Here is a 21341-nt window from a genome sequence, read left to right as displayed (position 1 = left end):
CTACTCTACCGCTTCCACTCTCAGAATCTGACCGCCATTAACATGCTCTAACAAAAGATAGAGATAGCCATCAAAGCCCATTTCCACATCCCGGATTCGGGCAAGTTCATCGAGTAATAGCTCTTGTTGTATGAGTTTTCCCTCCTGAACTTCCATACGATATAATTGAGTTGCTTTCAGGCTTCCTACAATTAAATTCCCTTCCCAGAAAGGATATTTATCCGAACGACAAATCGCAAAACTGGAAACAGCTGGTGAAGGAGTCAAATCTACTACAGGCTCCTCGAGCTCCATTTCATCGGGATTCATTTTCATCAATTTCCCAAACTCTACCTTCGTCCCTGTATAATTTACTCCCTGAGATACCAGTGGCCATCCATAATTGAGCCCTTTCTGTAAATAATTTACTTCATCTCCTCCACGAGGCCCCATTTCTGTTCCCCATAAACTGTTGGTTTGCTGATCATATTCAAGCCCTTGCGGAGATCGATGACCGATGGTCCAAATGCTTTCAATAGCATCTTTTGTTCCCACAAAGGGGTTGTCCCTCGGTACGCGACCATCCTCCTGTATTCTGTAAATTTTGCCGTAAGGTTGCTTGAGACTTTGAATCCCATTGAAAGACTCTACGGTCGAAGGATTGTGAGGAAGGTAAAGTTTGGCTCCCAAACTGAAATACAGATACCCTTTCCCATCAAAAGTCAGCCTTCCTCCTAAAGTTGTTTCTGCCATCGGCGTATAAAACTCCTTTTTCACCTCCCAAATCACTTCCTGATCCACCCATCTATGGTCTTCGATACGTCCCCGGATTATGCGAAGCATGGAGACATATCCATCATAATAATACCTGCTCAGATTGTTGCACTTTTTACAGCGATCTCCATAGCTGATATACACCCATCCATTTTCTTTATAGTCAGGATGGAGGGCGACATCTAATATATACCCCAGGCCATACACCAGTCCAAGGCTATCTTTCTCTGCTTCATCCTGAGAAGAAAATTCCGGAAGCCCTTCAATGAGTTGAGACTGTTTCATTTCAGGGGAAATGATACTCAGTCCTCGCATTTTTTCTGAAAGCAAAAATCCGCCATCAGGCAATGGGGCAATTGAATAAGGCCATGGATCCAGATCCTTGATCATGGTTTTTAGTCGAAAGTTTAGCTTCTCACTTTCAAAAGTCTTTGTCGGAATCTGTAATTTCTTTTTGATCTTATAATCATTCATAGAAAAGGACTTCCTCTTTTCCGAGATATAAATGGCAATCCCACTGATTTCCCCTTCCGAAAGCATTTCCTGATAGGCAGGCATACCTTTATCCAAATATCCCTTTCCTATCCCTCTCTTTAAGTCCTCCAATTTCTCCCCATGCCTGAGTTGTGCACCCAGAAGTCGAGAAGCATGTGCACTTCCTTCCATATTTTTGCCATGACAAGCCGCACAATGCTCTGTATACAAATCTCGATAGGGATCCTCGGTTTGGGCAGAAAGCCTACCCAAACTCACAAGCATTAGAGTCCACAGAATCAATCTGAGAAATTTCATCTTCTTCTTTTTCCGAGTATTTAATTTATAGTAATGCAGGTCTTTGCTGTAGTACAGATTTGAACTACTTCATTGAAAGGAGACACTTTTTCTCAGAAAGTCGGAATGGGTGGGGAAATTTGTTGAGCAGAATTGAAGATGCTAATTCTGCTTTTTAGAGGATGATTGTTCGCTTCGACAAACGAAGTAGGAGTTTTTTTTCAATCTTTATACAGCGATCATATTTCAGCACTTAGGTATGCTGGGCTTTCCCCTAAAAAACTGGCGAGAATCTACATGATTTTCACTTCTTTAATCAACTCCTTCTTCATCTTCTCATTGACGATTTTCTTTATTTTCAATCGGGCCATTTGAAGTTCATTTCGCCAAACCGGGGATTTCATCTTGATGTAAAGGGTATTTCTATTGAACCACATCTTTTCTGTATTCTGGGCAATAGGCTTCCCCATGATCTGTTCCCATTCATTGATCACGGTCTGTACACTGGTTTGATCCTTGATACCATGTGTATCCAGAAAAGCCTGTATCGCCTCCCCGAGGCTCATATATTTATCTGCCATTTGCCCTAAGATGTTTCTGCTTGATCCAGGTATTCTACCTCTCCGCTATTTACTGAAAAAAATCGTAACTCGCCGGATGATTTTGTATCAAATACTTTTGCGAGCCGCTCATAAGAAGTATCCGTGATAAAGGTTTGTCCCTTCAACTTTTGATCCAGTATCGCTGCAATTCTCCCCAATCTTTGATCGTCCAGTTTATCAAAAATATCATCCAGCAAGAGGACAGGACTAATCTCTTTATGCGCTTCCAGCAACTGATATTGAGCCAGTTTAAGAGAAATAATAAAGGTCTTTTGTTGTCCTTGTGATCCAAAATTGCGGACCGATTGCTCATCGATATAAAACCTTAGATCGTCCCGATGCGCTCCCACACCTGTATATTGATTGACCTGATCCTTCATGCGATTGTTTTTCAACAAATCGATCCAGCCGGCCTCTGTATTTTCTTCCAATTGTGAATAATAAGTCAAACGAGGCACTTCATCTTCAGCCACAATTTCTTTAAAATACTCAGCAAAAATCGGTTGAAAATCCTCGATGAATTGAGAGCGTCCGCCATGAATTCCTATCCCATGTGGGATAAGCTGAGCATCCCATAGCTCCATTTGTTCCTCATCCCAGCGTCTATCTTCTGCAAATTGCTTGAGCAAAGCATTCCTTTGGGCCAAAATCTTATCATACTGAATCAGATGCCTGAGATAAGCCGAATCATACTGTGAGATGAGAACATCAAGAAACCGCCTGCGTCCGGCGGAGGGGCCATTTATAAGTTCGGTATCATGTGGCAAAATGGCTACTAAAGGGATACGTCCGATATGCTCACTCAATTTCCGAAGAGTCTTTTTATTGACGATAAGCCGCTTTCCTTTTCCCTGAGCAAAATTACATTGCACCTGCCAACTATGCTCCCCTTGCTGTATTTCTCCCTGATCCAGAAAGTATTGCTCTCCTTTCTTGACTGCTTGCCTGTCCTGATTGTTTCTAAATCCCCGGGTAAGTGCCAAATAGTGGATTGCATCCAGGATATTGGTCTTACCTGCACCATTGGGTCCGCAAAAGCAATTGATCCCCGAACTAAAGTCCAGTTTTAGCTCCTCGTAATTTCTAAAATTGTTGAGATATAGGGATTGGATATACAAAGGTATTCAGGATTTTGATATGTCAGATCAAAATCGACAAAGCCTCATGTAGCCTGGCCGACTTCGATTCCAAAAATGGCGAATTTATTTGTAATTCATGGCAAGAATAGGCAATTTCACGTTCTGATTTTAGAGAGAAATTCAATTCCATATTAAATATGGCGACAACGAAAGCCAGAGCCAAAAAAGGCTCTAAATCTACCAAAGCTAAGTATAGTGAAGAGAAGTTGTTGGAGTGGTATGAATCCATGCTCCTTCAGCGGAAATTCGAAGAAAAAGCCAGCCAGCTGTACATGCAGCAAAAATTCAGGGGATTTTGTCATTTATATATAGGACAAGAAGCCGTTTCTACTGGCTTGCAGGAAGTTATCCGTCCCGATGATCATATGATCACAGCTTATCGCGATCACGGTCCGGCATTGGCTCGTGGAGTTTCTGCTGATGCTTGCATGGCAGAGCTTTATGGAAAGGCTACAGGTTGTTCTAAAGGTAAAGGAGGCTCTATGCACTTCTTCTCCAAGGAGCACAACTTTGTAGGTGGACACGGAATTGTAGGTGGCCAGATTCCTTTAGGTGCAGGTATTGGTTTTGCTGAGAAGTATAAAGGAAAAGATACCCTTTGTGTATGTATGATGGGAGATGGAGCAACTCGTCAGGGAGCTTTGCATGAAGCTTTCAACCTGGCCATGCTTTGGAAAATTCCTACGATCTTTGTGATTGAGAACAACAATTACGCGATGGGTACTTCTGTAGAACGTACCTCCAACGTAACGGAACTATATAAACTAGGTCTTTCTTACGATATGCCATCCAAGCCCATCGATGCTATGGATTTGATGACTGTCATGGAAGAAATGGAAGAAGTAGTTGAGCATGTCCGTAGTGGAAAGGGTCCTTATCTGGTAGAAATGAAAACCTACCGCTACAAAGGACACTCCATGTCTGACCCAATGAAATACAGGACTCGTGAAGAGTTGAATAAATACCGCGATCGCGATCCTATTGCCAAGCTTCACCTATACATGATTGAGGAAGCCAAGGTTGACAAAAAGAAAATTGACGATATCGCTGACAGGATAAAAGAGGTAGTGGAAAAAAGTGTAGCTTTTGCCGAAGAATCTCCTTATCCAGATCCCAGCGCATTGTACGAAGATGTATATGTGGGTGAGTATCCCTATATCATGGACTAATCACAACCACAATCCAGATTACTCGGGAGCCTTTGGGCTCCCGTTTTTTTTATAACATGTTTTAGGGTGATGGAGCTTGGGCCTTCAGGCGAAGTTATTTACTCCTTCTTAATCTTCTCCACGATCCTGCTCGTCGAATGACCGGGCAAAAAATCAATTCGTTGTACTTCTCCCCCATTCGCCAAGACATAATCAGCTCCTACAATTTCTGAAATCTGATAATCGCCCCCCTTTACCAAAATATCCGGACCTACTGCTTCGATCAATTTCGCAGGCGTTTCCTCCGAAAAAATACAGATCGCATCTATGGCTGTCAGTCCAGCTAATACACCTGCACGAGCCCATTCATCTACAATGGGCCGAGAATCTCCTTTCAATTCCCGCACCGAGCTATCCGAATTCAAGCCCAAAACCAAACGATCCCCCAAACTCCTGGCAGCTTCCAGATACTGCACATGCCCCATATGAACCAGATCAAAGCAGCCATTAGTAAAGACGACCTTATCTCCTCTGATCCGCCAGGTATTGAGCTTGCGAAGCAGATCGGGAAGAGAAAGTATTTTGTGGGAGGAAGTCATATGAGGTGGTCTGGTGTTCTCGTATTTCAGTCCTCAAGTTAAACACAATCAATCTTTAACGCCAGAATACATGAATACTTGAACACTATCCAAATTTCTATGAAATTTGTCCTATGTGGAAATCCTTTGAGATAGCGCTAACTCAAGCAAAAATATCGGGGAAAGAAAAAGGATCAGGCGAGCATGTACTCATCTGTATTCACGGCTATCTGCAGGACAAGCATCTTTTTGACAGGCTTTGGGAAAAGGTACCCGATAACTGGATTATCGTCTGCATTGATATGCCTTTATTCGGGCGTTCAGAATGGAAGAAAAAGCATAAGCCCATGAACAAGAAGTTTTTGCGGAAAATGTGGGCCTCTTTTCGCCAACGCTATCCCAATAAAGAGTTGAATTTGTTGGGCTTTAGTATGGGAGGGAAAATGGCTATGAATCTGGTTGGCATGGTAAAAGATCCCCCTGAAAATGTCATTCTGATCTCTCCGGATGGGATTAGTAGAAACGTCCTACAAAATTTTGCCATGTTCAATCCCTTGGGTAAGCAGGTCCTGAAAGGATTTTTACGCTTCCCGGCTCCTATCATCTATGCTTCAAGATTTGCCTATCGACTCAAACTTATCGATCGCTTTACCCATGATTTCATGTATGGGAATTTCGGCTCTGCTAAATTGAGGAAAGCACTACGAACTTATATGCTGGTTTATTCCGGATTAAAAGTTCCCCTAAAGAAACTGCAAAAACGAACACAGGAGCATCAGATTAAATGGCAAATCATCTGGGGAAGACAAGACGGAATCATCAGTTCCAAAGGCATCCAGAGATTTCAGAAACTCATTCCAGAAGCCCAGGGCGACTTCATCGAAACCGGTCACCTCGTCGTAGACCTCAAACCAAAGGAGGTCCGCAAGCTATTAAATCAGTTTTTAGAACTGAAAGGAAAAGATATGGTCTCTCCAGAATAACAATCTTCCTAGCCCCCCAAAGCGCGTAGGCCCTGCAGAGCCCATCGGGAGACGGGGCGGCATGTGGGGCTGGTTCTGGGTTCTGGGCTCTGCGATTTTTGCCCCAATTTTTAAAAAAGTGGGAAAAGAACCCATAAAAAGCGATCTCTCCCAAATAACAATCCTCCCGCACCCCAAGCGCGAAGGCCCTGCAGAGCCCATCGGGAGACGGGGCGGAAAGTGCGGCTGGCTTTGGGCTCTGCGATTTTTGCCCCACTTTTTCTAAAAAAGTGGGAAGAGAACCCAGTAAATAAGCTTTAAATCTTACAAAAAAAGAATTACTTAAACCTCCCTAAAAACTCACTCAATCTCGCCATATCCTCATCCAATAGGTCAAGCATACCAGAGGGGAATAAGCCAAAATAAATAATAGCTATAGCCAAGGGAATGAGCATTAGATATTCTCGGGTAGTTAAATCCAGCAATTTCGTCTCCCAATTACTGGTATCTCCCTCATCGAAGGTTCCAAAAAACATCTTTCGATAAGTCCTCAGATAATAAACAGCGCTGAGGATCACACCGAGTACAGCTACGATAGCCATCCATCGAGGAATTCCTCCCATAGAAGATTCTGATTGGAAAGCTCCCATAAAGACCAATACTTCAGAAATAAAAGCGGCCAAACCGGGCAATCCCAAAGAAGCAAAGAAGGCAATGATAACGACTACCGAGTAGCGAGGCATCAAATCCCAAAGTCCTTGAAAATTTTCGATTTGTCGATCCGCTACACGCTCATATAGAACTCCCACGATCAGGAACAATAAAGCAGAGATGATTCCATGTGTAAATAATTGAAAAGCGGCTCCTTGCAAGCCAATGCTTTCCAAAGAAGCCATCCCCAATAAGACAAAACCCATATGTGATACAGAAGAATAGGCAATCATCCGTTTCAAATCCTCTTGTCCCATAGCAACATAGGCTCCATAGATTAGTGAAACTAATCCCAGCAGACCTATCCACCATGAAAATTCAATCACAGCATCCGGAAAAATGCCGAATATAATACGGAAGAAACCATAGCCACCGACTTTCAACAATAAAGCCGCTAAAACTACCGAAATAGGAGTTCCCGATTCTACGTGTGCATCCGGCAACCAGGTATGCAGCGGCACAACAGGAATCTTAATCGCGAAGCCAATCAGCAAGAATACAAAAGCGAAGCTTCTGGCTGGAAATCCCAGAATTTCATTATCCACTGAAAAGATCGCATCAGGAACCAAATTCAACCAATTCGCATTCGCATCTAATTGGGCGAGTTGGATAAAGTCCAGGGTATATACTTCCGCTCCTGTCTGGAAGCTAAAGAGAAGGCCCACCATGACAAGCAGAATTAGCAGAGAACCGAGCAGGGTATAGATGAAAAATTTTAGGGCTGCATATTCTCTGCGCTTTCCCCCCCACAAACCAATCAAAAAGAACATGGGCAAGAGCATGAACTCAAAAAAGAGGTAAAAGAGGAAAAAATTCATGGCTGTAAACACTCCAAAGGTGGAGAGATTCATCAGCATGAAGAGCATAAAATAGCCCTTGGGATTCTTCTCAGTTTTCCAGGAAGAAAGAATAGCAATGGGAAAGACAAAAGACGAAAGCAGGACCAACATCATGGCCAACCCATCCAGGCCGAGCGAAAAATCGATGTCCACTCGCCCAATTGTACCTAGGTTTATGTCAAGCCAATTGAGGGATTCAATAAGATGATAAGTAGTTGCAGAACTCGATATCCCATTTTCAGCAGCCTGACTGGCAAGAAAAGCGGGTAAAATAAATCCAGCAGCGACCAACAGTTGGGCCACACAAATACCAAGTGCCAACCACTTATGAGAAGAGGAAGCAGATCTTGGCAATACCGCCATCAGCAGCATACCCATTAGAGGCAAGAATACGAGTAAAGATATCATTGACATCTTTTTCCTCCTTTCCTTATATGAACCTCAATCTTCATAGTTCAAATTTATCTATCTCAGAGAATAAAAAAATAGCTTAAAACAAAAGTCAGTCCCATCAGCACCATTCCCCAGATTAAATATTGCTGCACTTGCCCACTTTGGAAATGCCTCAGTCTTCTAGCCAATCCGGCGAAAAGCGAGACAATAGCTTTTACAATTCCATCAATTATCCCCTCATCAAATTTTCGGGCAAGAGCAGAAATAGAGGGCAATTCTTTTTCTTCATGAATCTGAACAACTGAAATTCCTTTCACCACTCCATCCACCAATTTCCGATCAAACAGATCGATATATTTCGCCAGCCATAAGGTTGGTCGGATAATGAGAAGATTGTAGATTCTGTCCTGATAAAAATGATTGAAAGAAATATTCTTCAGCCTTTCTCCAATCGGAAAAAGATCCTTAGCCTGATTCTTGTGGAACTGCCAATATCCCAAGCCAAGACCTGCGAAAGCAATAAAAGTAGAGATCATTCCTATAAATAGATGGCCCTCTCCAGAAGCCTGCATGAGGGTTCCAAAACCTTGAGGAAGCACAGAAGCAGGAACAGTCAGATTTTGTATAAACCAGGAAGAATTGCCATCAAAGGGATTGAGGGAAAAAATAAACCCCAAGGAGCCTATCGCTAAAACTGCTACCGGAAAGAGCATAAGCATACCCGGATCTTTGGGAGCTCCTTCCCGGCTTTCGCCTCCAAAAATCAGAATCGCATGCCTTGCCATATAAAAGGCTGTCAATCCCGCACTTATAAATCCTAAAGCTGCAATCAGGTAATAAATTCCTCCCAAACGAAGGGCTTCTTCCCAGGCAGCCAGCAGAATCCCATCCTTGGATAGGAATCCAGAAAAGAAAGGAACACCGGCCAGAGCCAGCATAGGAATCATATATAAAATAAATGTGCGAGGCATGCTTTTACGCAACCCTCCCATATTGTGCATATCCTGGGCAGGGGGAATAAATCCTACGGAAAGTAATTTCCTATTGCTGTGGGCCAATTGATGTATGACTATTCCGGCTAAGAGGAAGAGGGCAGCTTTGAAAAAGGCATGGGTAAAAAGATGAAAAAGAGCCATGTCATAAGCCCCCAATCCCATGCCCATCACCATATATCCCAATTGGGAAATAGTTGAATATGCCAATACCCGTTTGATATCCCATTGAGTCATAGCAGCAATGGCAGCCATAAAGGCGGTTATTGCTCCGACCAAGGCTACAATTAGTAAGACTTCTGAACTAAGAAATATGAAAATTCTGGCTAATAGGTAAACGCCTGCAGCAACCATGGTAGCCGCATGAATAAGGGCTGAAACGGGAGTGGGACCTTCCATCGCATCCGGTAGCCAGATTTGCAGGGGAAACTGAGCGGATTTCGCGACTGTTCCCAAAAAGAGTAGTAAGCCCGAAATACTTAGCCAAATGATCGGAAGGGAATGCTGAATACTTTCTCCATTCTCCAATAAAATCTGACTCTGCCATAGTCCATTTTCAAAACTGCTATTCAGAAAAAGCTGTGATAAAGCTTCCAGGTCAAGGCTTCCAAACATGCTAAAAAGCACCATCAGGCCCAATAAGAAACCCGCATCCCCTACTCTATTGACAATGAAGGCTTTCTGAGCTGCTTGTGCTGGCGCATCTTTCCCATACCAAAATCCAATCAAAAAATAGGAACTCAGACCTACTGCTTCCCAAAACATAAAAATGAGGAGCAGATTATCGGCCATGACCAGACCGAGCATAGAAAAGCAAAAGAGCCCTAAATAGGCCCAGTATCTCCCATAATTGGGATCTCCTTTCATATACTCCAGAGAAAAAATATGTACAAGCAAAGCAATCCCGCTGATCAGGCTCATCATCATAGCTCCCAGCCAGTCTATGCGCAGTCCCAGGGTAAATCTATATAGCTGGTCCTGTGACATCAACTCAAACCAGTTCAATCGAACATGATGAAGCCCATCTGAAGAAGTTTGAAACAGAATGAAAAGAGAAATAAGAAAGGAGCTGCCGATAGTGAGAATTCCCAGAAAATCACCTTTGCGGGGAAGCTTCTCTGAAAAGAAAAGCAACAGCATGCAGCTAATCAGAGGCAAAACTAAAGCGACAAAGGCCAGTAGGCTTTCTGTACTAGCGCCTAATGCAGCTGTCAATTCTGAATAGCTTTGATTCATAGAGCAAAATCCTGCTTCAAGCGGACCTATCCTTTAAGTTTGCTGATTTTTCCCAGGTCAATATTTCCATACTTGCGATACACTTGTAAAATGATCGCTAGTGCTACAGCAACTTCGGCAGCAGCCAGCACCATCACAAATAAAGCAGCCATCTGCCCATCCAGGTCGATACGATCATATTGGGCGAAAGCCACGAAATTTATATTGGCAGCATTAAGGATAAGCTCAACCCCCATGAGTGCCATGATCGCATTCCTTCTACTCAGGACCAAAAAGATGCCCAGAGAGAATATCAGGATACTTATTATCAAAAATGCAGGCAGTGAAAGCATTGTGTTGATTTGCCGACAATATACGAGCTTATGCATAAAAAATACTGCCGATTACTCTTAAACCTTGTAAGCCCGTATTGTGTTAACTAATTTTCTGAGGATAGCTAATCTATATTCTATCTATTATAGTCTATATCTAATTCGAATTGACCACAAAAACTATCAAAGTGTATGAAACTATTGCTACGTAGCACCTGTTTCCTCAGTTTGGCCTTATGCCTATTTCTGGGGTTACCGGTCCAGCAGCTTGTTGCTCAAGGTAGCGGCAATCTTAAACCCGTCAATCGTACCTACGCCCTCACCAATGTAAATATCATGCAAGCACCCGGCAAAAGCCTGGGCATGGGGACTGTAGTAATCAAGGACGGTCTTATTATGGCAGTAGGGACCAATGTATCCATCCCTGCAGATGCACAGCGCATCAAGGCTGACTCTATGTATGTCTATGCCGGATTTATTGAAGGTGTTTCGCATACGGGAGTACCTAAACCCAAAGCAGACAGAAATCGTCCACGCGTAGAAGTACCGGGAAATCCCCCGAATAATATCGCGGGAATTATGCCTGAGAGAAGTGTGAAGGAATTGCTCAAGGCAGATGACAAATCTATTTCTGCGATGAGAGCTTTGGGATTTACAGCTTCTCATACAGTACCCCATGGAAACCCGCTTCCGGGTCAGGGAGCCGTCATCTTGTTGGATGGCAAAAGTGCTGATGATATGATCTTCATGGAAAACACCTCTTTGTTTAGCACCTTACAGGGAAACAGGGGAGTTTATCCGGGAACCGTCATTGGAGTTATGGCGAAATTCAGAGACCTCTACAGAAATGCAGAGCTCAGTAAATCGCATGCCGAAAAATATACCAGCAATCCCATCGGCAAAGCTCGTCCAAACAATGACCGCGTATTGACTGCCTTTTATCCCAGCATTGATAAAAAGCAAAACATCTTTTTCCACACACAAAATCTTTCAACTGCCTTCCGTGCCCTCAAACTGCAAAAAGAACTGGGCTTCAATTTGACCCTGGTTGAACTGAAAGAGGGTTGGGAACTGATTGACAAAATCAAGAGCAGTGGAACCACTGTTTTTCTTTCCACCGACCTGCCCAAAAAGCCAGAAGCAAAGAAGGAAGATAAGGAAGAAGGCAAAGAGATGACTATGGGTGAAAAAGAGGTTGAAGCTCTTGAAGCCCGAAAAGCTGAATGGTATAAAAAATATGCAGCTCAGGCAGCTATGTTTCAGGAAGCAGGAATCACCTTTGGGCTTTCAAACCTGGAAGTAAGCGGAAAGGATATAAAAAGTAACCTTCGAACCATGATCGAGCATGGACTGAGCGAAGATGCCGCTTTGGCTGCCTTGACAACCGGACCGGCAGAACTGCTGGGACTATCTTCTGTCATGGGAACTGTTGAAAAGGGAAAAATGGCCAATTTGGTTGTTTCGGATATGCCTTATTTCAATGAGAAATCACAGGTTCGCTATGTCTTTGTTGATGGTAGCATGTACAAATATGAAGCTAAGGCCAAAAAGAAGAAAAAGTCTAAAGGAGGTGCTGAACCTAGTGGGGAAAGCAATATGGCTGCTGTACTTGGAGAATGGAGCTTTGAAGCAGAAACTCCCGGTCAAAGCGGAACAGGTACCATTACTTTCACAGAAGAAAATGGAAGCATTGTTGGAACACTTGAAAGTGACCAGGGGCCTGGAGAAGTACAGGATTTGGACAATGTCATCCTGGACGGAAATGACCTCAGCTTTAGCATGAGCATTGATGGAGGTGGGCAAAACATCACCATTGAAATATCTGTAGTATTGGATGGCGAAAGCTTTGAAGGAGATATGGAAGTGGGATCATTTGGCTCCTTTCCGATCAAAGGGGAAAGAACTTCCACGCCTGAATAAACTCATTTAGCTAAACAAAAAAGAAAATCATGTATAAGCATATAATATTTGCCCTTTGCTTTCTCATGGCTGTGAGTCTTCAGGCTCAACCAAAGAAAGGAAGCTTACTTATAAAGAACGGAACGGTTATCACCATCACAGGAGGGGATCTGGAAAATACGGATGTCCTGATCAGAGATGGAAAGATCAATCGTATTGGAAAAAACCTGAGAGCTCCCAAGGGAGTTGAAACGGTCGATGCTACTGGCATGTATGTAATGCCAGGAATCATTGATGCACATTCCCATGCAGGATTGAGTGCCGTCAATGAAGGCTCTAATCCTATCACACCCGAAGTGTCTACAGAAGATGCAGTAGAACCAACCAGCATTAGCCTGTACAGAGCGCTGGCAGGTGGAGTTACCGCTTCTCATGCCATGCACGGTTCTGCCAATGCTATCGGAGGACAATGCGAAACGATCAAGCACCGCTGGGGTGAGATGGATCCTGACAATGTTCGCATGGAAGGAGCCCCCAGAACCATCAAATTTGCGCTGGGAGAAAATCCCATGAGAAGTCATGGAGAGAGAAGTGGTGTAAATCCAAGTTCACGTATGGGAGTTGAGCAGGTAATTCGCCAGGCTTTTGCCAAAGCTCAGCAATACAAGGCGGCCTGGAAAAAGTATGAAGCCAATCCTGAAATGGATGCTCCTGAATATTCTCTTCGCCTCCAAACAATGGCTGACATCCTTGACGGAAAAATTCTCATCCACTGCCATAGTTATAGGGCTGATGAGATTTTGATGTTGATGAATGTGCTCAAAGACTTTGGGGTAAACAACATCACCTACCAACATACCAATGAAGGATTCAAAGTAGCTCCTGAATTGGCAGAGTTTGGGGCACATGCCTCTGTATTTGCAGACTGGTGGGCCTACAAGTTTGAGGTATACTACTCAACTGCATACAATGCTGCTATTTTGACAAAAAATGGTGTAGTAACTTCTATCAACTCTGACTCAGGAGAATTGATTCGCCATCTGTATCATGAAGCTGCCAAAACTCAGCGTTATGGAAACCTGACAGATAATGAGGCCCTCAAACTGATTACGATCAATCCCGCAATTCAATTGGGTATTGACAGTCGTGTTGGATCTATCGAAAAAGGAAAAGATGGAGATATCGCTATTTTCAAGAACCATCCGCTTTCTATCTATGCCATTCCACAAAAAACCATTGTAGATGGAGTAATCAGATTTGACATCAACAAAGATGCGGATGACATGCGTCTTTCTGTCAATCCAGAAGAAAAGGTTATGCCGATCCTATATTTTGAAAGAGATCGTGATGCCTGTATGGAAGGTTCAACTATGGTGAATAAATAATCAGTCAGAAGAAATCATGAGAAAAATATCATATACATATATCCTTCTTTGCAGTCTGCTCATGCTCGGCATGGGAGGTCTGCAGGCTCAGATGAGCAAAGGGAAGAATGGAACGTTCGCCCTTAAGAATGCCACCATTCATACAGTTACCAATGGTACGCAAACGGGAACCCTTATTATTCAGGATGGAAAGATCACTGCTATGGGTGCTTCTGTTTCAATTCCTGCAGGAGCTGAAGAGATTGATTGCAGTGGAAAGCATATTTATCCAGGTATGATCGATGGTGGTACTACCCTGGGTCTATCGGAAATTAGTTCTATCTCTTTGACCAATGACTTCCGAGAAGTAGGAGATCTTAATCCACATATGCAGGCACTGACGGCTGTGAATCCTAATGCAGTAGCTATTCCGGTTACCCGTGTAAATGGAGTTACAACTGTTTTGGCTCAGCCAACAGGTGGGATTTTTCCCGGTACAGCAGCTCTTATCAATCTTCATGGATATACGCCAAAGCAAATGTATGCCGGCTTCAAAGCGGTACGCCTTCTCTTCCCTGCAACGGGTCGCAGAAGTCGTTTTGACAGGAGAAGTGAAGAGGACATGAAAAAAGATCTCGATAAAAAGCTCAAAAAGCTAAATGAAGTCTGGGATCAGGCCAAGGCATTTGCTGAAGTTGCAGATGCACATAAAGCCGGCAAAGCTGAAGAGCCTGCTTATTATCCGGAAATGGAAGCTTTAGTTCCTGTTGTAAAAGGAGAAGCCAAATTGCTGATCGAAGTAAATTCTGCCTCAGATATTCTTTCTGCCATTAGCTGGTGTACGGATAAAGGAGTAGATGCCATCTTTACCGGAGTTGCTGAAGGATGGAGAGTAGCCGAAAAATTGGCAGAGTCCAAAATCCCGGTAATCACAGGTCCTGTACTTCAGACTCCACGCCGTTCTTCTGATAGATATGACAAAGCATATGCAAATGCGGGACTCATGCAGAAAGCCGGAGTGAAAGTGGCTATCCGTACCGATGATTCGGAGAACGTTCGTAACCTCCCTTTCAATGCGGGTTTTGCTGCAGCTTATGGAATGGGTACCGAAGAAGCGCTCAAAGCAGTAACTATAATTCCTGCTGAGATCTTTGGCGTTTCCGAGCAATTAGGTTCCATTGAAGTTGGTAAGAGTGCTACCCTCTTTGTATCAGATGGAGATCCTTTTGAGACAAAAACGACAATATCTCACCTCTTCATCGAGGGATGGAATATTCCTATCGATAGCCGCCAAATCAGGCTATATGATGAATTCCTTGAAAGAGACCCAGGTACAAAGAAATAATTATTCTGAAACCTTACAGAAGGCGGGCCTTGTAAGACAAGGCCCGCCTTCGTCACTTTTTTACGCTATATCTGCCTGAATCGCAGGGAATCAATACGATATTTCGCAATAAACCAAATATTTTGAATGTTAATAATATTTGAATAACAGATTGAATTTCCCATCGCTCTGGCTTTCCTTTGTAATAACGATCACAAACACTATAACCTGTTTACAATTGCTTGTTCTAAGCAAGATCGACTCCCCAAGCATTCACGACCTGCTGTATTGACACCGACAGCAAATCTGATAAGACGAGATGACTCGTTCTTATTCAAACCTGACCTGAAAGCGCTCATTCTTATTTGCGGTCTAAACCCCCCGTTCAATGGTAACCTTTGTAGCTAAAACACCATAATAATATTCGGGGAATGTGTCAGAGTCTGCTATTCAATGGGGATTTAGCAGGACACATCAAGGAAAAAACCTATCGTTAGAACTTACCAAAAACCAGAAGGTCGATGAGTATTCATCGGCCTTTTTTTATGTGTTAGGGGCTTAGGGTTCTAGTGTGTTAGGGTAAAGTAGAGAATCCAATTCTCCAACAAGAATACCAGAACACGAGAACACCTGAACACACCCTCTCTAAAACACTAACACTCTAACACCCAAACACCCAAACACGCTAACGCCTTAACACTCCCAATCTTTCCCTAACTTAGCGCCTGAATTACCTACCTATGATCAATTACCTTTCCATAGAGCAAGTTTCGAAATCCTTTGGGGATAAATTCTTATTTGAGGATTTGAGTTTTGGGATTGCCCAGGGCCAGAAAATCGCCCTGATTGGAGTCAATGGAAGTGGTAAATCAACGCTCCTGAAAATTGTTGCGGGACTGGAAGCGCCAGATTCAGGTAAGGTGAGTGTGAGGAAAGGGATACGAGTAGCCTTTTTACCCCAGGAACCAGATCTACCCGAACACCTTACTGTAGCTGAATGTGTTTTTTCCGCTGACTTACCGGAACTAAAACTCATTGAGCAATATGAGAAGTTGCTCAATGCAGATATTCAGGATGAAGCGCAACAAGAAGCCTTGAGTAAAGTCATGGCAGAAATCGATGCCCTCAATGCCTGGGATTATGAAGTAAAGATCAAGCAGATTCTGGGGAAACTGGAAGTAAATTTCCTCGATACCTACATATCCGAACTTTCAGGTGGACAAAGAAAGCGAGTAGCTCTGGCTCAGGCCCTAATGGGAGACCCTCACCTCATGATCATGGATGAGCCCACCAACCACCTTGACCTCGAAAGTATCGAATGGCTGGAGCAATTTCTCTCGACCAGTAAGCAAAGTCTATTTCTGGTGACTCACGACCGTTATTTCCTCGATAGCATCACCAATGAGATTGTTGAGCTGGATCAGGGACAATTGTATTCTTATAAAGGGGATTATGCCTACTTCCTGGAAAAGAAAGCAGAACGAGATTCTCTGAAATTATCTGAGACTGAGAAGGCGAAAAGTCTCTTCAAAACAGAACTTGAGTGGCTCAGCCGTTCTCCAAAGGCCAGAACTTCCAAATCAAAATCTCGCATAAGTGCTGCCCTTGATTTGGGAGAAAAAACCAAATATCGAGCTCCCAATCAGGATGTAAAGCTGCAAGTAAAGGGAAGACGAATCGGCGGAAAAGTATTGGAGATCAAAAATCTGCGCAAGAATTACGGAGAGCTCAATATCCTGGACAATTTCACCTATACCTTTGCCCGAAGAGATAGAATAGGCATCATTGGTCCCAATGGAGTCGGAAAAACCACCTTCCTCCGTATGATCACGGGAGAAGAAGCGGCAGACTCGGGCAAAATCAGATTGGGCGATACCATTGTTTATGGATATTACAAGCAAAGCGGATTTGCTTTTAAGGATAATCAGCGTGTCATCGAGGTAGTTACTGAAGCTGCAGAGCAGGTAGAATTGAGTAAAAGTCAGACCGTTTCTGCGGCTACTTTACTGGAGCATTTTCTCTTTCCCCGCTCCATGCACTCAAATTTTGTTGAGACCCTGAGCGGAGGAGAAAGGAGGCGGCTTCACTTGCTGCGTATCCTGATGACCAATCCAAATTTCCTCATCCTGGATGAGCCCACCAATGATCTTGATTTGATCACCTTGAGGCGATTGGAAGAATTTCTGGAAAATTTTGAAGGCTGCCTACTAGTCGTTACCCATGATCGATTCTTTATGGATAGACTGGTGGACCATGTTTTTGTATTTCAGGGAGAAGGGCAGATTAAAGATTATCCTGGTAGCTATTCTCAATATCGGGAATGGAAAGCTATCCAGGATGCGGAAAAAGAAGAGGCGACGATAAAAGTTGAAAAGAATAGTTCGGAAAAGCCCAAGAATAACAACAAACGTAAGCTTTCCTTTAATGAAAAAAGGGAATTTGAACAGCTGGAAGGAGATATCGATCAAATGGAATCTCGCAAAGCAGAGATCACACAATTGATGAATGCGGGCGGTAGCGATTTTGAGAAATTGGCGGAACTCTCCCAGGAACTGGAAAAGCTCAATGCAGATCTTGATACAAAATCAGATCGCTGGCTGGAGCTGATGGAGATCATCGAATCTGCCTGATAATCAATCCTGATTCAGGACGAAAAGATCATAAAGAGTCATATAAAGCTTCTCCACATCAATCGGCTTGGTCAAAAAGCCATCCATCCCGACCTCCAGAACTTCCGTCTTTGTATCCTCAAAAGCATCTGCTGTCAAAGCAATGATAGGAATGTCGTGATTGAGTACAGGAGAAACCGGATTTCGGATGATTTGCGTCGCTTGCTTTCCATCCATGATCGGCATATGCAAGTCCATAAAAACCAGGTCAAATGCTTTCTCAGCAAGTGATTTGACCGCATCCTTTCCATCAACTGCAAAATCAACCTCGATATTTTTCCTCCGAAAGATCTGATGCATAAGTTTTCTATTGACCGCAACATCCTCGACTACAAGAATTTTTATGTCCTTAAATAAGTTGTTGTCAAACTGAATAGACTTCTTCCCAACCAGCTTATCCTGTTTCCCCACCTTTACCGGAATCTCAAAGAAGAAGGTAGAGCCTTTATTTTCTTCGCTTTCCAACCATATTTTACCCCCCTGCAGTTCGATAAACTTCTTGGTAATGCTCAATCCCAGACCGGTACCTCCATATACCCGGGTAGTGGAACTATTTGCCTGAGTAAAATTTGAAAAAATCTCCAATTGCTTGGACTTGGGAATCCCTATACCGGTGTCTTCTACCTCAAAACGAAGCATCAGAGGTAAGCCCAGGTTTTGCTCTGAACTTACTTTAACCTTGATATGCCCCTTCTCGGTAAACTTAAAGCCATTTCCAATCAGGTTTATCAAAATTTGATTCAGCTTAGTCCCATCTGCTACCAAGACATTGGGAACAGAGGGATCTACTTCAATAGAAAAATCCAGGGACTTCTCCTCTGCTCTCGTAGCGAAAATCTTTTTCAAGCCATCGATCAATTTATTGAAATCAAAATCAATCTGTTCGAAGGTCACCTTCCCGGCTTCAATTTTCGAAAAATCAAGAATTTCATTGATCACCTTCATCAGGTTTTCCGCAGCGTATTTAATCGTGCTGGCAAATTCTCCGGTGGTATCATCCTCATTTTGCTGAATAATCAGGTCCGTAAAGCCCAAAATAGCGTTCAAAGGAGTACGAATCTCATGACTCATATTTGAGAGAAATTCGGACTTTGCTTTGGTTGCCAGCTCTGCCTGAATCTTGGCCATTTGCAGGGCTTGATATGAAGCTTCAATTTCCTGGGTTCGGACCATGACCTTTTCCTCCAGAGACTGATTGAGTGCCTTGAGTTCTTCATTGGCCAAAAAAATCTCAAGGGCTTTTTGCTCTATGATCTGCTCAGCCGATTTTCGGGCCAATCTTTCCCTACGTATTATATTCTTGAGTATTTCCGGAGATTCCATATACTACATTTTTCTATCCAGCAAAAATTTAACTTCCTGGCTTCTATTTATATTTTCTCTTCTAATGCTAATATCTTCTCCAAAGTGCGCGATGCAACCCTCGATCAATCCTTCTGCAAAATCTGCCATCCCACGCTCTGATTTGTAGATCAATTCCATATGATCTCTTCCTATCAGCCCTACTTCAAATTTGGGGAGTTCAGCATCAGGATATAGCTTGCGAACTTCTACATGTATGTAGTTTTCGATTCCCGATAAAAATTCGAAGGAATTTTGCGTCTTGGTAAAGAAACGCCCGTAGCCCTTTACAAACTGACCAAATAGGTGCCTTCCAAAGGTTTTGAGCAATTCAGGGATTTGCACTTTAGACTTCTGACTCAGCTTGCTTACCAATTGTACCATTTCACGGTGATGATAAGTTCCCACAGCCGTATATACTCCCCCTGACTCCAGTTTGGATTCACTGACAATGCTATCAGCGATTTCAAAACCAAACTTGTCTTCTACCATTTCCAAAAATTCTGTAAAAACGATTCCTTTCATAGCTGTATGTTTTGTTTATACACCCCAAACTAAGGCAGAAATATGGATATTCCACTTCAAAAAATAGTTTCACATTGCATCTGCCTCTAGATGTAATCAAATGGAAATAGTTCAAGAAAATTGCCCCCTACATAGAATAAGCCCTATATTCTAAGCGAAAAGAAAACTTATCCCTATATTCTCGCTATGAAAAAAACTGCTACATGGAAAAAGGTGCTGATCTACTCAGTACTGATTCTCCTAAGTCTCCTCCTGACGACTTTTCTTTGGGTTAAACAGCAAACCAAAGATCGACATACGGGCTATAGCATAGATATTCAACATCAAAGTCAAAAGCCTCAACCACTTAGGGTTGGCTTTTCTGCCCTTGAGATTAGTCCACTTGTCTCCGATAGTTGGGAAGACAAAAACGAGGATGCCAGTTACAATCCGGAAGATGGGGACAGCTATGAAGACAAAAATGGAAATGGGAAATTTGATCCAGTATGGATGGCAGGATTTCAGAATCAGCGACCGGCCCAGGGCATTCATGATCCTTTATGGAGCAGGGCTATGGTCATTGATGATGGAGATTTTGTCCTTGCATGGGCGGTTCTGGACATGATAGGTTATGGCAATGATGATATCATTGAAGTAAGAAAACGAGTCCAGGATTCTTTAAAGATAGACTACATCATTGTTTCCAGTACACATACGCATGAAGGACCTGACCTGATTGGACTTTGGGGAGAGAGCTATACTAAATCCGGCGTAGATCCGGTGTATCGACAATTTGTAATTGAGCAAACGGTAAATTCTATCATCAGGGCTTATGAAAACAGGCAAGCTGCCCGCATTCAATTCTCTCAGGATCTGGAGGGAGCCATTCCTTATGTAACCGACACTCGCAAGCCTTTGGTACTCGATCCCGGAATACGAGTGATGCATGTCAGTGATGCAGTACAGGATACGACCCTTGGCACGCTCATCAGTTGGGCCAATCATCCGGAGACTCTTTGGAACAAAAACCTTTTAATCAGCTCAGATTTTCCACACTACATTCGGGAAGGGGTGGAGAAAGGAACTTATTATCAGGATTCTCTGGTCATGGAAGGCCTGGGAGGAATAGCCATTTTCGCAAATGGATCTATAGGAGGATTGATGACTACCCATCCGACCTTTAGTATACCTCATCCTCATACTGCTGATAGCCTCAAAGCTCCCGGATATGAAAAAACGGAGGCACAGGGGATAGCTATTGCCGAACTGGTTCTGAAAGCGGTAGCAGGAAGTCGGGAGAAAGAAGGGCTTGAAGAAGCAGCTCTTTATGTAAAGGCAAATAGTATCGAGCTTCCGCTGAGCAATCCCTTATATAAACTGGCGCTGAGCCTCGGTGTCCTCGACAGAGGACTCACTAGCTTCTGGACCATGCGCTCTGAACTCGCTTACTGGCGACTGGGCCCGGCCGAATTTCTTCATCATCCCGCAGAAATATATCCCGAAATTGTTAATGGAGGTGTCGAAGCACCGGAGGGAAGAGATTTCCTCATTGACGCTATAGAAACTCCCTCAGTCAGGAGTTATATGAAATCTGAGTTCAAATTTGTCATGGGTCTCTCAAATGATATGATTGGCTATGCGATACCCAAAAGTGAATGGGATGAAGAGCCTCCACATATCTATGGATACGAAGATCCTCCCTACGGAGAAGTCAATTCTCTCGGGCCGGAAACCGGGCCTATTTTATACCGGGAGATGAAAAAGATACTGGGAGTAGAAAAATAAAGGCTGAGTCCGAAGACCCA

16 protein-coding genes are annotated in these 21341 nt (G+C 43.3%); 7 read left to right on the top strand and 9 right to left on the bottom strand.

Going from position 1 to position 21341, the window contains the following annotated elements:
* From R8P61_30010 to recF, 3 genes are all read right to left on the bottom strand, one after another.
* Positions 1 to 1545: a PQQ-dependent sugar dehydrogenase gene (locus tag R8P61_30010; GenBank protein MDW3651351.1), complete on the bottom strand. Its 1545-nt coding sequence runs from the start codon at positions 1543 to 1545 to the stop codon at positions 1 to 3.
* Positions 1546 to 1817: 272 nt separating this feature from the next.
* Positions 1818 to 2105, bottom strand: coding sequence for a DUF721 domain-containing protein (locus R8P61_30005; GenBank protein MDW3651350.1), 288 nt, complete (start codon positions 2103 to 2105; stop codon positions 1818 to 1820).
* A 5-nt stretch (positions 2106 to 2110) separates the two neighbouring features.
* A complete protein-coding gene (recF, locus tag R8P61_30000) occupies positions 2111 to 3244 on the bottom strand; it encodes a DNA replication/repair protein RecF (GenBank protein MDW3651349.1) in 1134 nt (377 codons plus the stop codon).
* A gap of 158 nt (positions 3245 to 3402) precedes the next feature.
* Between recF and pdhA the strand changes: the two genes are divergently transcribed.
* A complete protein-coding gene (pdhA, locus tag R8P61_29995; protein MDW3651348.1) occupies positions 3403 to 4434 on the top strand; it encodes a pyruvate dehydrogenase (acetyl-transferring) E1 component subunit alpha in 1032 nt (343 codons plus the stop codon).
* Between the two features lie 98 nt (positions 4435 to 4532).
* On the opposite strand, the gene rfaE2 is transcribed toward pdhA, so the two are convergent.
* Complete coding sequence (rfaE2, locus tag R8P61_29990) at positions 4533 to 5012, bottom strand: D-glycero-beta-D-manno-heptose 1-phosphate adenylyltransferase (GenBank protein ID MDW3651347.1); 480 nt, start codon at positions 5010 to 5012, stop codon at positions 4533 to 4535.
* Positions 5013 to 5125: 113 nt separating this feature from the next.
* Between rfaE2 and R8P61_29985 the strand changes: the two genes are divergently transcribed.
* Positions 5126 to 5974, top strand: a complete 849-nt coding sequence (locus R8P61_29985; protein ID MDW3651346.1) for an alpha/beta fold hydrolase — start codon at positions 5126 to 5128, stop codon at positions 5972 to 5974.
* A gap of 317 nt (positions 5975 to 6291) precedes the next feature.
* Here the strand turns inward: R8P61_29985 and R8P61_29980 are convergent, their stop codons facing one another.
* From R8P61_29980 to nuoK, 3 genes are all read right to left on the bottom strand, one after another.
* Positions 6292 to 7911 (bottom strand): NADH-quinone oxidoreductase subunit M, encoded by a 1620-nt coding sequence (locus R8P61_29980; protein ID MDW3651345.1) that lies wholly within the window; start codon positions 7909 to 7911, stop codon positions 6292 to 6294.
* A 62-nt stretch (positions 7912 to 7973) separates the two neighbouring features.
* Positions 7974 to 10124, bottom strand: coding sequence for an NADH-quinone oxidoreductase subunit L (nuoL, locus tag R8P61_29975; protein MDW3651344.1), 2151 nt, complete (start codon positions 10122 to 10124; stop codon positions 7974 to 7976).
* A gap of 26 nt (positions 10125 to 10150) precedes the next feature.
* On the bottom strand, positions 10151 to 10456 hold the full coding sequence (gene nuoK / locus R8P61_29970; protein MDW3651343.1) for an NADH-quinone oxidoreductase subunit NuoK: 306 nt from the start codon (positions 10454 to 10456) through the stop codon (positions 10151 to 10153).
* Between the two features lie 171 nt (positions 10457 to 10627).
* On the opposite strand from nuoK, the gene R8P61_29965 reads away from it, so the two are divergent.
* From R8P61_29965 to R8P61_29950, 4 genes are all read left to right on the top strand, one after another.
* Complete coding sequence (locus R8P61_29965) at positions 10628 to 12355, top strand: amidohydrolase family protein (protein MDW3651342.1); 1728 nt, start codon at positions 10628 to 10630, stop codon at positions 12353 to 12355.
* A 29-nt stretch (positions 12356 to 12384) separates the two neighbouring features.
* The gene (locus R8P61_29960) at positions 12385 to 13719 is read left to right on the top strand and encodes an amidohydrolase family protein (GenBank protein MDW3651341.1); all 1335 of its coding nucleotides are present in this window, start codon (positions 12385 to 12387) and stop codon (positions 13717 to 13719) included.
* 16 nt (positions 13720 to 13735) lie between these two features.
* Positions 13736 to 15043: an amidohydrolase family protein gene (locus tag R8P61_29955; GenBank protein MDW3651340.1), complete on the top strand. Its 1308-nt coding sequence runs from the start codon at positions 13736 to 13738 to the stop codon at positions 15041 to 15043.
* A 719-nt stretch (positions 15044 to 15762) separates the two neighbouring features.
* Positions 15763 to 17652, top strand: coding sequence for an ABC-F family ATP-binding cassette domain-containing protein (locus R8P61_29950; GenBank protein MDW3651339.1), 1890 nt, complete (start codon positions 15763 to 15765; stop codon positions 17650 to 17652).
* Positions 17653 to 17655: 3 nt separating this feature from the next.
* On the opposite strand, the gene R8P61_29945 is transcribed toward R8P61_29950, so the two are convergent.
* Together R8P61_29945 and R8P61_29940 are read right to left on the bottom strand one after the other, a co-directional pair.
* A complete protein-coding gene (locus tag R8P61_29945; GenBank protein ID MDW3651338.1) occupies positions 17656 to 19014 on the bottom strand; it encodes an ATP-binding protein in 1359 nt (452 codons plus the stop codon).
* Positions 19015 to 19017: 3 nt separating this feature from the next.
* Positions 19018 to 19557, bottom strand: a complete 540-nt coding sequence (locus R8P61_29940; protein MDW3651337.1) for a heme NO-binding domain-containing protein — start codon at positions 19555 to 19557, stop codon at positions 19018 to 19020.
* A 186-nt stretch (positions 19558 to 19743) separates the two neighbouring features.
* On the opposite strand from R8P61_29940, the gene R8P61_29935 reads away from it, so the two are divergent.
* Positions 19744 to 21321 carry a neutral/alkaline non-lysosomal ceramidase N-terminal domain-containing protein gene (locus R8P61_29935; protein MDW3651336.1) on the top strand — a complete coding sequence of 526 codons (1578 nt, stop codon included), beginning with the start codon at positions 19744 to 19746 and terminating at the stop codon, positions 21319 to 21321.
* Positions 21322 to 21341 lie beyond the last annotated feature (20 nt).

It is taken from the genome of Bacteroidia bacterium, from assembly GCA_033391075.1.
GTDB lineage: Bacteria > Bacteroidota > Bacteroidia > J057 > J057 > JAWPMV01.
This window is presented reverse-complemented; position numbering and strand designations above follow the sequence as displayed.